This window comes from Aquibium microcysteis (assembly GCF_014495845.1).
Lineage (GTDB): Bacteria > Pseudomonadota > Alphaproteobacteria > Rhizobiales > Rhizobiaceae > Aquibium > Aquibium microcysteis.
Genome location: NZ_CP061080.1, coordinates 5,310,658 through 5,322,372, shown reverse-complemented (window position 1 = coordinate 5,322,372; position 11,715 = coordinate 5,310,658). Strand labels below are relative to the sequence as shown.

10 protein-coding genes are annotated in these 11,715 nt (G+C 67.8%); 4 read left to right on the top strand and 6 right to left on the bottom strand.

The window, feature by feature from the left end; all coding sequences use genetic code 11:
• Window positions 1-115: 115 nt before the first annotated feature.
• The 3 genes from IAI54_RS25115 to IAI54_RS25105 form a co-directional block, all read right to left on the bottom strand.
• Entirely contained in the window at window positions 116-1,123 is a 1,008-nt protein-coding gene (locus tag IAI54_RS25115; protein ID WP_187969779.1) for a hypothetical protein, read from the bottom strand.
• 781 nt (window positions 1,124-1,904) lie between these two features.
• On the bottom strand, window positions 1,905-2,840 hold the full coding sequence (locus IAI54_RS25110; protein ID WP_187969778.1) for an alpha/beta fold hydrolase: 936 nt from the start codon (window positions 2,838-2,840) through the stop codon (window positions 1,905-1,907).
• A gap of 128 nt (window positions 2,841-2,968) precedes the next feature.
• Entirely contained in the window at window positions 2,969-3,940 is a 972-nt protein-coding gene (locus IAI54_RS25105) for an NAD(P)H-binding protein (protein WP_275403591.1), read from the bottom strand.
• A gap of 385 nt (window positions 3,941-4,325) precedes the next feature.
• On the opposite strand from IAI54_RS25105, the gene cmk reads away from it, so the two are divergent.
• The 4 genes from cmk to IAI54_RS25085 all read left to right on the top strand — a co-directional run bounded on the left by cmk (window position 4,326) and on the right by IAI54_RS25085 (window position 9,245).
• Window positions 4,326-4,970, top strand: coding sequence for a (d)CMP kinase (gene cmk / locus IAI54_RS25100; protein WP_187969776.1), 645 nt, complete (start codon window positions 4,326-4,328; stop codon window positions 4,968-4,970).
• A 223-nt stretch (window positions 4,971-5,193) separates the two neighbouring features.
• Entirely contained in the window at window positions 5,194-6,894 is a 1,701-nt protein-coding gene (gene rpsA / locus IAI54_RS25095; protein ID WP_187969775.1) for a 30S ribosomal protein S1, read from the top strand.
• A gap of 190 nt (window positions 6,895-7,084) precedes the next feature.
• A complete protein-coding gene (locus IAI54_RS25090) occupies window positions 7,085-7,279 on the top strand; it encodes a CsbD family protein (RefSeq protein ID WP_187969774.1) in 195 nt (64 codons plus the stop codon).
• A gap of 208 nt (window positions 7,280-7,487) precedes the next feature.
• On the top strand, window positions 7,488-9,245 hold the full coding sequence (locus tag IAI54_RS25085) for an alpha/beta hydrolase (protein WP_187969773.1): 1,758 nt from the start codon (window positions 7,488-7,490) through the stop codon (window positions 9,243-9,245).
• A gap of 41 nt (window positions 9,246-9,286) precedes the next feature.
• On the opposite strand, the gene IAI54_RS25080 is transcribed toward IAI54_RS25085, so the two are convergent.
• The 3 genes from IAI54_RS25080 to IAI54_RS25070 all read right to left on the bottom strand — a co-directional run bounded on the left by IAI54_RS25080 (window position 9,287) and on the right by IAI54_RS25070 (window position 11,590).
• Window positions 9,287-9,991 (bottom strand): glutathione S-transferase N-terminal domain-containing protein, encoded by a 705-nt coding sequence (locus IAI54_RS25080; RefSeq protein WP_187969772.1) that lies wholly within the window; start codon window positions 9,989-9,991, stop codon window positions 9,287-9,289.
• A 124-nt stretch (window positions 9,992-10,115) separates the two neighbouring features.
• Window positions 10,116-11,333, bottom strand: a complete 1,218-nt coding sequence (locus tag IAI54_RS25075; RefSeq protein WP_187969771.1) for a beta-ketoacyl-[acyl-carrier-protein] synthase family protein — start codon at window positions 11,331-11,333, stop codon at window positions 10,116-10,118.
• Window positions 11,330-11,590: an acyl carrier protein gene (locus tag IAI54_RS25070; RefSeq protein ID WP_187973342.1), complete on the bottom strand. Its 261-nt coding sequence runs from the start codon at window positions 11,588-11,590 to the stop codon at window positions 11,330-11,332. The genes IAI54_RS25075 and IAI54_RS25070 overlap by 4 nt, the downstream gene beginning before the upstream one ends.
• Window positions 11,591-11,715 lie beyond the last annotated feature (125 nt).

Below are 11,715 nucleotides of genomic sequence, written 5' to 3'. Positions count from 1 at the left end.
CCGATCCGGTGACGACGGTCCGCGACGACGTGCAGCCCTCGGAAGGCCGCACGCGGCGCGGTTTCACCGATCGCGCACGCGGCCGGAGAGCCGCGGCACGGGCGTCAGCCTGGGCTCATCGGATCTTGTCGCTGCATCGGAAGAACAGGTCGAGCGCCCGGTTGGTGCCATCGAGCGGCGTCTCGAGGATGATGTTGTCACCGACGAACGCGACCTGAGGCGCATTGGGAATGGCATCGTCCAGGAAGCCCGGCCCGTCGCTGCGGCCTTCGGAGATGCGGGCCCACTTGTCGCCGTCCCGGCCCTCGATGATCTCGACCTCCGTTTCGCTCCACGAACTGCCCGGCCCGAACAGAAGCCGGATCGGTTTGCGCTCGCCGAGATCGCCCATGTACCCGCCATCCCGGAAATCGATGTAGGAGTTGTCGCGATCGATCTCGAAACGGAGATTCGGATTCTGTGACGGGTCGAGGGCTTCGCACGCGACTGTCTGCCGGCCGTCCCGGATCTCGTTGACGACCCAGCTGCCGGCCTTGCCGAAACGGACGGTGTCGCTGGCGCCCGGCTCCGGCTGTGGCGCCGCGGCCGGTCCCCCACCGCCCGCCTGCTCCACGCATTCCTGGACCTTCAGCGTGGCCGCCGTCGCGCCGGACAAGGAGAAATCGTAGTCGCGCTTGCCGACCCCGAGGACGGCGTCGCCCCCCCGGCGGATGCCGTCGAGTTCGGCCTCCCCGAGCCAGGCGATGGTCCACTCGGCGTTCGCGGTGCCGGAAATTGAATCGCCCCCCTTGCCATAGCCCTGCCCGGATCCGGCACCGTCGATCTGGAGGGTACCCTCCCAGTCCGGCCGCGTCCGGAGCGGCACCGCGAGCTGCCACTGCATGCCGTCCCAGCCGAGCCGGTGGGACGTCCCGTTGCTCTGATCCGTATCGGCAAAGCAGTAGGCGAATGCCGCACCATCCCTGGCCGCGAAGATGCGCCATCCGCGGGTATCGGCGTAGAAATATTCGCCTTGGCGCTGGCTGACGATGTCGTAGCCGCCATAGTCGTTCGTCTGGGCGAGAGCCGGCAGAGCCGCGGCCGTCGCGAGCGTGGCGAAAGCGACGATGCGCAAGTTCGACATGGTGTTCCCCTCATGATTCAGGTGCAGAGTAACGGAAGATCGAAATCCGGAAGTTCCCGGCCCGTCCGAACTCTCCGGTCTAGGCGCGTGCCGGAAGCGGGAAGGCGACGGCCGGCGTCAGCAGGGAGACGCCGCAGGCCAGCACACCGATGGACCTGTTCGTCATGAGGCTCCCGCCGCCCATCGTCCAGCTGCATCCTTTCATTGCGCTCGACGTCTTCTGCCGTTCCGGCGCGGCCGGTTCCGTCTGGGCGCTCCCCCGAGAAAACGAGGGCGTTCGCCGGCGGCACGGGAACCGAAGCATGGTGAGGCGCGCGTCACCGATGAAAGTCGTCGTCGGTCCTCTGCTGCCTCAACGAACATCATCCCTAAGCTATTCCATCTCGTGCCATGATCGCAACGAATATCCCTCCCGTCGCGGGAGGCACGCTAAGGATTTCCGAGTATTCGCGCATACCCAAATTTGGGTATGCGTCGTCGTTTGCTGCATCCGGCATTCCTTTCCGTCACAACCTCCATACGGTTCTTGGATGAGCCCGACCGGGTCTCTGATGACCGCCCCCGTTCGACGTCGTCGATGGTTTCGATGGTTTCGATGGACGATCCTGCAGCGGAGATCGATCGGCGAGATTTCCCGAAACACGGCAGCAGTCGGGAGTTCGGGCATTGCCCTGCGCGAAACGCATTTTCCAGGCAGGACCGCGAACGGGTGGACGGTGCTTCGTGTGACCTGATCCGCCGCGCCCGGACGATGCGGCGACCGACCTCCTCCCTGCCCAGTTCACGGAGTCTCGCCGGACAGGAACCGCTCGACCGGCGGAAGGGATCCCCGTGGGTCCTCCTCGAACGGAAGATGACCTGCATCCGGCAGGCGCACCAGGACGGCATTCGGCATCAGCCGCAGGTAGTCGGCCGCATTCGAGATCGGGATCATCCGGTCCATCTCGCCCCACAGGAGAAGGGTCGGCGTCCGGATGCTCGAGAGTGCCGGCCCGGGGTCGAACAGGATCGTCTGCTCCAGGCGGGCAAGGATCGCCTTTCGGACGCCTGGTGCCAGCATCATGTCGCGATAGCGGGTCACCACCCGCTCGCTCAGCGCTTCCGGCCGGGCGTAGGCGGCCGCCAGATTGGCCTTCAGCAGGCCGCGCGGCGCGACGTAGGGCAGAGCCCGCATCACCACGGGCACGCCGGCGGCCTCGCCGTAGGCGAAGCCCGGGCTGGCGAAACCGTCCGGCGAGATCAGGACGAGGCGCGAGACACGATCGGGATGACGGGCAGCGAAGCTCCAGGCGATGCGTCCGCCGAGCGAACTGCCGACGATTCCGGCGCGATCGATGCCGAGGTCATCCAGCAGACCGAGCAGGATCCTGATCGCCCTCGCGTCGGAATAGTCGCCTGTCGGGTCGGGGCCGGTCAGGCCGAAGCCCGGCAGATCGAACCGGACCACCCGGAAACGCGACGACAGGCCTTGCGCCCAGGCGTCCCAGGTGTCGAGACTGGCGCCGAACCCGTGCAGCAGGATCACCGCCGGAGCGTCACGCGGACCGGTGTCCCGCAAACGCAGCCGCACCCCCTCCACCGTGCGGTAGTCGGCAGGGTAGGCCACGTCCAGCACGGCGCGGGACTTGTCGGGCGCATGGAGGAGGACGGCCGACACGACGATCGCAAGTGCGGCCAGGCCCGCCAGCCAGGCAAGGATTCTCGTCGTCCTCTTCATTCTCCCGGCCAACTCCGTCACCGCGTCCGATCGATTGGTTTCGCAAAGGGGCAACGCCAGCCTGGCGTCCGGCGAAGCGATCGCAGGCAGGCCCCCGTCCCCGCGGCGCTCGTCGCTTCCGCGCCTCCTCAGAAGACGGCGTGGTCCCCCCGGTCCGGCATGCGGCCGCCGCCAAGCACCGCGCGGTAGAAGTCGAACAGCGTCTCGGTTCCCGTCGAGGGCGTGGCGTCGGCATCGTACGAGCCCGTCCGCGGGTTCAGCACCAGCATGGATTCCGTCGCATAATATCGCCCGATGCGGGCGAGTTCGGCTTTCGCGGCCAGCGGGGGCAGGATGCGGCCCACCGCCCCGAGCCCGGCCACAATGACGTCGAGCAGTTGCGGGGGAACCGACCGGAACCGTGCCGGGCGCCCCAGCAGTTGAAACAGCGTTTCGCCCTGCTGCCGCGGCGTGATCGCCGGTCCCGGCCCACCGATCGGCAGGATGCGGTTCCAGCGGCTCTCCTCGTCGAGGCAGCCCGCGATGTATTCGGCCAGATCGGCGTCACTGATCGGCTTGCACGCCGTCAGCGTCCCGTCCCCGAAAATCAGGTAGGGGCGGCCGCCGCGGACACGCTCGATCTGACCCGACAGCGACTTGAAGAAGGCGGTCGGCCGGACGATGGAATAGCGCATACCCGATGTGGTCAGCGCCTCCTCGAAGGCCAGCTTGGCATGCTGGAAGGCGAGGAGCGGCTTCTGCACGCAGATGGCGGAGAGCAGCACGAAGTGCCCGACGCCCGACTGCTTCGCCGCGTCGAGTATGTTCATATGCGCGCGAAAATCGACTGCCCAGGCGTCCTTCGGCGCGCCGGTGCGGGAGGCCATGCATGACAGGACGGCGTCGAAACGCCCGCCATCGAAGACGCCGCGGCGCAGCGACGCGGGATCGGCAGGGTCCACGACCCTGACGGCGGCGCCGTGGAGGAGGTGTACGGTGTCTGCCGGCGCCGACGATCCGCCGATGCCCGCGCGGGCTCTGACGAGACAGACCACTTCATGTCCCCGCTGCACGAGTGCACCGACCGTGGCGCGGCCAATGGTCCCCGTGGCGCCCAGCACGCAGATCCGCCTGCGCGAAGGACCTCTTGTGGATGACGGATCGGTTGCGGCCGGAGAATGCATGAGGATCAGGACCCCTGGTCAGGATTGCCCTGAACAGATGCTCAGGCATTTGCGCATGGCGGCGGGTACGGACATTCCTTGCGGCATAGGATGCAATCCCCGGGAACCCGATCATGGAACGGATGACCAGACAGTTCCAGTTCTTTGCGCCACCGATGTCGCGCGTCACTCCGTGATCGGGTCGGCATCCCGGCCGGGTCGAAAGCGGCCGGGCTCGTCCGGGCCCCGAACTGCGATGCCCGCGCGCGTCAAAGCGCGCAACGCGCGTCCTGCCTCCCCTCGCCCCTTGCCTCCCCGCCCGAATCCCGCTTCAACGCCGGCCATGAGCAAACCCATCGTCATCGCCGTCGACGGACCGGCCGCTTCGGGCAAGGGCACGCTGTCGCGGCGGCTCGCCACGCAGTACGGGCTGCGCCATCTCGACACCGGGCTGTCCTACCGGGCGGTGGCGCAGGCGCTGATGGCAGCGGGCCGGCCTCTCGACGACGAGGCACTGGCAACGGAGGCGGCCAGGGCGGTCGATTTCTCCGCCTTCGATGCCGCGGCGTTGTCTGCCCACGCCGTGGGCGACGCGGCGTCGCGGGTCAGCGTCTTTCCGCCGGTGCGCCGGGTGCTCGTGGAGAAGCAGCGTGCCTTCGCGTCGCAGCCGCCGGGGGCGGTGCTCGACGGCCGGGACATCGGTACGGTGGTCTGCCCGCACGCCGACGTGAAGCTCTACGTGACCGCGAGCCCCGCTGTCCGCGCGGGCCGGCGGCACCGCGAGATCCTGCGGCTCGGCGGCCAGGCCGACTACGCGGCGATCCTCGCCGACATCGAGCGGCGCGACGCGCGCGACATGGAGCGGGCGGATTCGCCGCTCAGGCCGGCGGCCGACGCACACTTGCTCGACACGTCGCAAATGAGTATAGAAGCCGCGTTCCTCGCCGCCTGCGCGATCATCGACGATGCGCTGGGGGGGCGGAACTGACCGGAAGCAGCGGCGGCGGACCTTTCCTTTCGCGAGCGAATGGAAGTCCCTCCGCCCTTTTGCGTTCCGGGTGAACGATGCCTGCCCGCATTCAGACTGCACCGGACCGGCCGCCACAGCGGCCAAACGCTCGAGACGAGCGGATTGCGGGTCCAGGCGAACCGAAACACGAACCACCGGTGCCGCCCCGCCGCCCGCGAGGCCGGGGCATCCAGGAGAACCAATGTCGCAATTCAATCCATCCCGTGACGATTTCGCGAGCCTGCTCGAAGAGTCCTTCTCCGAAAGCCATTCCGCCGAGGGCTCGGTCGTCAAGGGCGTCATCACGGCCATCGAAAAGGACATGGCCATCATCGACGTCGGCCTGAAGGTCGAGGGCCGCGTGCCGCTGAAGGAATTCGGCGCCAAGGCCAAGGACGGCCAGATGAAGGTCGGCGACACCGTCGAGGTCTATGTCGAGCGCATCGAGAACGCGCTGGGCGAGGCCATGCTGTCGCGCGAGAAGGCTCGCCGCGAGGAGAGCTGGGTCCGCCTCGAGGAGAAGTTCTCCAAGGGCGAGCGCGTGGAAGGCGTCATCTTCAACCAGGTCAAGGGCGGCTTCACGGTCGATCTCGACGGCGCCGTGGCGTTCCTGCCGCGCAGCCAGGTCGACATCCGCCCGATCCGCGACGTCACGCCGCTGATGCACAATCCGCAGCCCTTCGAGATCCTCAAGATGGATCGCCGCCGCGGCAACATCGTCGTGTCGCGCCGCACCGTGCTGGAAGAGAGCCGCGCCGAGCAGCGTTCGGAGATCGTCCAGAACCTCGAGGAGGGCCAGGTGGTCGAAGGCGTGGTCAAGAACATCACCGACTACGGTGCGTTCGTCGACCTCGGCGGCATCGACGGCCTGCTGCACGTCACCGACATGGCCTGGCGCCGCGTCAACCATCCGACCGAGATCCTCAACATCGGCCAGACGGTCAAGGTGCAGATCATCCGCATCAACCAGGAAACGCACCGCATCTCGCTCGGCATGAAGCAGCTCGAGGCGGATCCGTGGTCGGAAATCGGCACCAAGTTCCCGCTCGGCAAGAAGATCACCGGCACGGTCACCAACATCACCGACTACGGCGCGTTCGTCGAGCTGGAGCCGGGCATCGAGGGCCTCATCCACGTTTCGGAAATGTCGTGGACCAAGAAGAACGTGCATCCGGGCAAGATCCTGTCGACCACCCAGCAGGTGGACGTCGTGGTGCTCGAGGTGGACCCGCAGAAGCGCCGCATCTCGCTCGGCCTCAAGCAGACGCTCGAGAACCCGTGGGAGGCCTTCGCCCGCAACCATCCGACCGGTTCGGTGGTCGAGGGCGAGGTCAAGAACAAGACCGAGTTCGGTCTGTTCATCGGCCTCGAGGGCGACGTCGACGGCATGGTGCACCTCTCCGACCTCGACTGGAACCGTCCGGGCGAGCAGGTCATCGAGGAGTTCAACCGCGGCGACGTGGTGAAGGCCCAGGTGCTCGACGTCGACATCGACAAGGAGCGCATCTCGCTCGGCATCAAGCAGCTCGGCCGCGACGCGGTCGGCGAGGCGGCTGCCTCGGGCGATCTGCGCAAGAACGCGGTCGTCACCTGCGAGGTCACGGCGGTCAAGGATGGCGGCCTGGAAGTGCGTCTCGTCGACCACGACATGGACACCTTCATCCGCCGCTCGGACCTGTCGCGCGACCGCGACGAGCAGCGCCCCGAGCGTTTCTCGGTCGGCCAGAAGGTCGATGCCCGCGTGACGCAGTTCGACAAGAAGACCCGCCGCATCAACGTCTCCATCAAGGCGCTCGAAATCGCCGAGGAGAAGGAAGCGGTGGCGCAGTTCGGGTCGACCGACTCCGGCGCCTCGCTGGGCGACATCCTGGGTGCCGCGCTGAAGAAGCAGGGCAACTCCTGAGCCCGCCCGGCCCTGCGGGCCGGACGCTAAGACCGGCCGGAGCGATCCGGCAGACCCCGCCGGAGCGATCCGGCGGGGTTTTTCTTGGCCTTCCGCAACGTCATTGCGGAAGCGGAACCCGGCGGCGGCGAACGGCGTTTTCATCTGGAACGGACGACAGACCGTCGTCTGCCAACCAAGGAGATCCGCCATGAACCGCAATCAGATCGAAGGCAACTGGGAGCAGATCAAGGGCAAGGTGCAGTCGCAGTGGGGCAAGCTCACCGACGACGACCTGCAGGTGATCGAGGGCGATCGCAAGCAGCTTTCGGGCCGTCTCCAGGAGCGCTACGGCAAGGCCCAGGACGAGGCCGACCGCGAGATCGACGAGTGGCTCGGCCGCTGAGCGGCAGCCTTCGTCCCGCAGAAGAAGGGCGCGGCCGGCGAGGCCGCGCCCTTCTTCGCATCTGAAGACCGGGTGGTGCGTCGCGACCAGCCCGCATGCCCGCAGATACGCGACCATTGCCCCGTCATACTCACGACGTTCTTGACCCGCACTGTCTATACCGTCAGGCTCAGTCACTTCCGGCCAACTCGTCATGTGGGCGCGCGGCATGTTCAACATCTCGACTCGACGTGCAGCGGATGGACTTCGCCTCGCCGCCGCGGCTGCGCTTGCCGCATTCGTCGCGGCCGCGCCGCTGCCCGCCTCCGCGGCCGATCCGTTGCTGGGCGTCGCCCTGTCGCAGAGGCTCGCCGCCGACGATCCCGACGGCGCAATCGCGCTGCTGTCGGCCGCGCTCGCCGAGGAGGCTGACACCCGCAACCGCCGCGACCTGCTGGAGCAGAAGGCCGAAATCGAGGCCGAGGCCGGGCGGCCTGCGCAGGCCGCCGCGACCCGGCTGTCACTCGCCGAACTGATCGCTGCCGAAGACGGGAAGAATGCGCCCGACCTCATCCTGGTGCTGGACGCCGCGGCGGGCGACCTGATCGCGGCGGGCCGCGCAGGCGAGGCCGTCGACGCGCTGGAACGGGCGCTCGCCGTCGCGCGGGCGGCCGGCCTCGCCGGCACGGTCCAGCCGCTCCTCGACAGGCTCGCCGCGATCGGCGACCCGGAGGCGGCCGAGCGCGCCCGTGCGGTCGCCGAGGACCATGCCCGGGAGACCGACCGCCTCGCGGAGACGGGCCGCAGCTTCGACCTCGACCCGGACGCCGGCTATTCGACCGTCAGGATCTTCTACGCGACCGACCGGGCGCGCACCGGGGAAACGCTGCCGGCGAAGGTCTATGGCGGGGAGCGCGGCGAGCTGGAGCTCGGGACTGCGACAGTCAGCATTCCCGAGGCTCACAAGCCGGGTCGGATCGAGAAGCCGTCGATATGGACCTTCGACTTCCGCGAGGATCCGGAGCGCCACATCGTGCTGCTGTCGGTGACGCCGGCGGCGGACGAGGCGGTGTTCGCCGAGATGCGCGCACAGGTCGCGGAGACCGGCAAGGCGGAGGCCTTCGTCTTCGTCCACGGCTTCAACGTGCCGTTCCACGAGGCAGCTCAACGCACGGCGCAGATGGCCTACGACATGAATTTCGACGGCCTGCCGATCCTCTACTCCTGGCCGTCCCGCTCCTCGCTGCTGTCCTACATCGCCGACACGGCGGTGGTGAACCTCAGCGGCCGCCGGCTCAGCCGGTTCCTGGAGGACGTGGTGGCGAAGTCGGGCGCGCAGCGCATCCATCTGATCGCGCACTCGATGGGCAACCGGGCCCTGACCGACGCGCTGGAGCTCTTCGCGCTGCGCTACAAAGGCGCGCAGCCCGCCTTCGACCAGGTGCTGTTCACCGCGCCCGACCTCGATGCCGGGCTCTTCGCCGAGATGATGAAGACCATCCGTGTGGCGGCGCGCCGCATCACGCTCTATGCTTCCAACAAGGACTGGGCGCTTGCGGTGTCGCGGCGGCTGCATGGCGATTCGCCGCGCGCCGGACAGGGTGGACGCGGCATCCTGCACGTGGCCGATGTGGACAGCATCGACATGACCGAGATTGGCGAAGACATGCTGAAGCACAGCTACTACGCCAACAACCCTTCGGCGCTGACGGACATCCTGTCGCTGTTCTGGCGGGACGCACCGCCCGGCCAGCGCTGCGGGATGAAGCAGGCGCAGGGCGAGCAGGGGTCATACTGGCAGTATTCCCCCGCGGAATGCGACGGCGACGCGCTGCTGTCGACGCTGTCGCTGCTGCGGCAGGGCGCGGTCACCTCCGCCAGCGACGCCCGGCTGTTCATGAACCGCTTCATCATGCCGCCGACGATCGACCGCGAGGAGCGGAGCAGGCTCGAGGCCGCGCTGCAGAAGCTGTTCGGCGGCAACTGACGGTCCGGCCTGCGCCGGACCGCACCCTCGCCCCCGGACCTTCAGGGACGGGCGGGAATGTTCAGCGCCGCCTGGCTCGCGGGACGCGCCATGCAGCGCTCGAGCCAGGCGAGCACGTTGACCGAGGTGTCGAGCCCGGTGACTGCGCCGGCCCCGTAGAACTCCTTGACCGTCCGAACCCAGGGGAAGATCGCCAGGTCGGCGATCGTATAGTCGTCGCCCATGATCCAGGTCCGGCCGTCCAGCCGCGTCTCGAGCACGCCCATCAGGCGCTTGCTCTCGGCGACGTACCGCTCCAGCGGGCGCTTGTCCTCGATGGCGGTGCCGGCGAACTTGAAGAAGTAGCCGAGCTGGCCGAACATCGGCCCCAGGCCGCCCATCTGGAAAAACACCCACTGCATGGTCTCGTAGCGGCCGGCCGGGTCCTGCGGCATCAGCCTGCCGGTTTTCTCGGCCAGATAGACCAGGATCGCACCGGACTCGAACAAAGGCAGCGGCTTGCCGCCCGGACCGGCGGGATCGATGATCGCGGGGATCTTGCCGTTGGGGTTGAGCGCCAGGAAGTCGGGCGTCCAGGTCTCGTTCTTCATGATGTTGACGAGGTGCGGCTCGTACGGGAGGCCGATCTCCTCCAGCATGGCCGAAACCTTGATGCCGTTCGGGGTCGGGAAGGAGTAGAGTTGCAGTCGATCAGGATGCTGCGCGGGATAGGCGCGGGAGATCGCGAACGCAGACAGGTCGGTCATGAGGGTCTCCGGAAAGAGAAAGGGGACGTCGGCCGTCGATGGCGGAGATCATGCCCGGGTGCGTGCGCCGGAGCAATGACGGCCGCGGCGCCCGTTGATGAACAGTCCGGCACCGCCGTGCCGGTCAGCCGCCGAAGGCCTTTACCGCCACGACGGCATTGGTGCCGCCGAAGGCAAAGGAATTGCTGACCGCCGCACGGACCGGCCGGCGGCGCGCCTCGTTCGGCGTCACGTCGAGCGGACAGTCGGGATCGGCGACACGGTAGCCCATGGTGGGCGGGATGACGCCTTCGCGGACGGCGTTGACGCAGGCGATCAGCTCGAGAGCGCCCGAGGCCCCAAGACAATGTGCGTGCATGGACTTGGTCGACGAGACCGCGATTGCGGGAAGGTGATCGCCGAAGACTGTCTGAAGAGCCTTCGTCTCCGTCGCGTCGTTCATCCTGGTGGCCGTGCCATGCGCGTTGATGTAGTCGACGTCCTGCGGCGCCAGCCCGGCATCGTCGAGGCAGGAGCGGATGGCGAAGGCCTGTCCGTCGACCGTCGGCGAGACGATGTCGGAGGCGTCGGCCGACATGCCGCCGCCGGCGAGTTCGGCCAGGATCGTGGCGCCGCGCGCCTGCGCATGCTCGAGCGTCTCCAGGACGGCGATCGCCGAGCCTTCGCCGAGCACCAGACCGTCGCGATCGGCCGAGAACGGCCGGCAGGCCTCCTTCGCCAGCACGCGGAGCGATTCCCAGGCCTTCATGACGCCCCAGATGATGGGCGCGTCGGTACCGCCGGCCAGCATGACGTCGGCACGGCCGGAGCGGAGCTGGTCCATCGCGGCGATGAAGGCGTGGTTTGACGAGGAGCAGGCCGACGTCACGCCGAACACCGGTCCGCGCATGCCGTGAACCAGCGACACCTGCCCCGCCGGCGCGCCCGGCATCACCCGCGGCACGGTGAAGATGCCGGCGCGGGGCTTGTTCTCGAGCAGCAGCGCCCGGTAGTTCTCCTCGATGGCCTCCCAGCCGCAGACGCCGGTCCCGACGACCGCGCCGATCCGCGTCGCGTTCTGCGCGGTGACCTCGAGCCCGGACTGGCGGATGGCTTCGCCCGCCGCGATGGCCGCCAGCAGGCTGAAGCGGTCCATCGTCGTCATCTGCCGGTGGTCGATGCCGTGGTACGGCAGAGCCTTGATCTCGGCTCCGATCGTGACCTTGAGATCGCGCATCGGCACCGTGGTGATCGGCCCGATGCCGACGACGCCCTGCTTCATGGCCGTCCAGATGGACGCTGCGTCGGTTCCCAGCGAGCAGAGCCCGCCAAGGCCGGTGATGACGATGCGCGGCCTGCTCATGCTGTCTTTTTTGCCTCGACGAGGCCGCGGACCGCTTCGACGATGTCGCCGACGTTGCGCAGGTTGCTCCATGCATCGGCCGTGTTCATCTCGACCTCGATTCCGTAGTCGTCCTCGATGTCGAAAATGATTTCCGTCAGTTCGAGCGAATGAATGCCGAGCGCGGAAAGCTCCGTGTCCAGCGTGATCTCGCCCGCATCCGGCTGCGCATGCGAGGCAATGCGGCCGATGATGCGGCTGGAAATATCGTCACTCATTGGCTCCATCCCGTTTTCCATACCCCGATCCTCCTCGCTCCCGGTCGAGTTCTAGCCGCTCGACACGGCATGTACAACGCCGCAGCTTCCGGAAGCCGCGCCTGGAACATCCGGCGACCCGGCTC

Excerpts from the sequence above, each read along its gene's own strand:
- IAI54_RS25115 (WP_187969779.1), bottom strand. The coding sequence starts at position 1,123 with ATGTCGAACTTGCGCATCGTCGCTTTCGCCACGCTCGCGACGGCCGCG.
- IAI54_RS25110 (WP_187969778.1), bottom strand. The coding sequence starts at position 2,840 with ATGAAGAGGACGACGAGAATCCTTGCCTGGCTGGCGGGCCTGGCCGCA.
- cmk (WP_187969776.1), top strand. The coding sequence starts at position 4,326 with ATGAGCAAACCCATCGTCATCGCCGTCGACGGACCGGCCGCTTCGGGC.
- rpsA (WP_187969775.1), top strand. The coding sequence starts at position 5,194 with ATGTCGCAATTCAATCCATCCCGTGACGATTTCGCGAGCCTGCTCGAA.
- IAI54_RS25090 (WP_187969774.1), top strand. The coding sequence starts at position 7,085 with ATGAACCGCAATCAGATCGAAGGCAACTGGGAGCAGATCAAGGGCAAG.
- IAI54_RS25085 (WP_187969773.1), top strand. The coding sequence starts at position 7,488 with ATGTTCAACATCTCGACTCGACGTGCAGCGGATGGACTTCGCCTCGCC.
- IAI54_RS25080 (WP_187969772.1), bottom strand. The coding sequence starts at position 9,991 with ATGACCGACCTGTCTGCGTTCGCGATCTCCCGCGCCTATCCCGCGCAG.
- IAI54_RS25075 (WP_187969771.1), bottom strand. The coding sequence starts at position 11,333 with ATGAGCAGGCCGCGCATCGTCATCACCGGCCTTGGCGGGCTCTGCTCG.
- IAI54_RS25070 (WP_187973342.1), bottom strand. The coding sequence starts at position 11,590 with ATGAGTGACGATATTTCCAGCCGCATCATCGGCCGCATTGCCTCGCAT.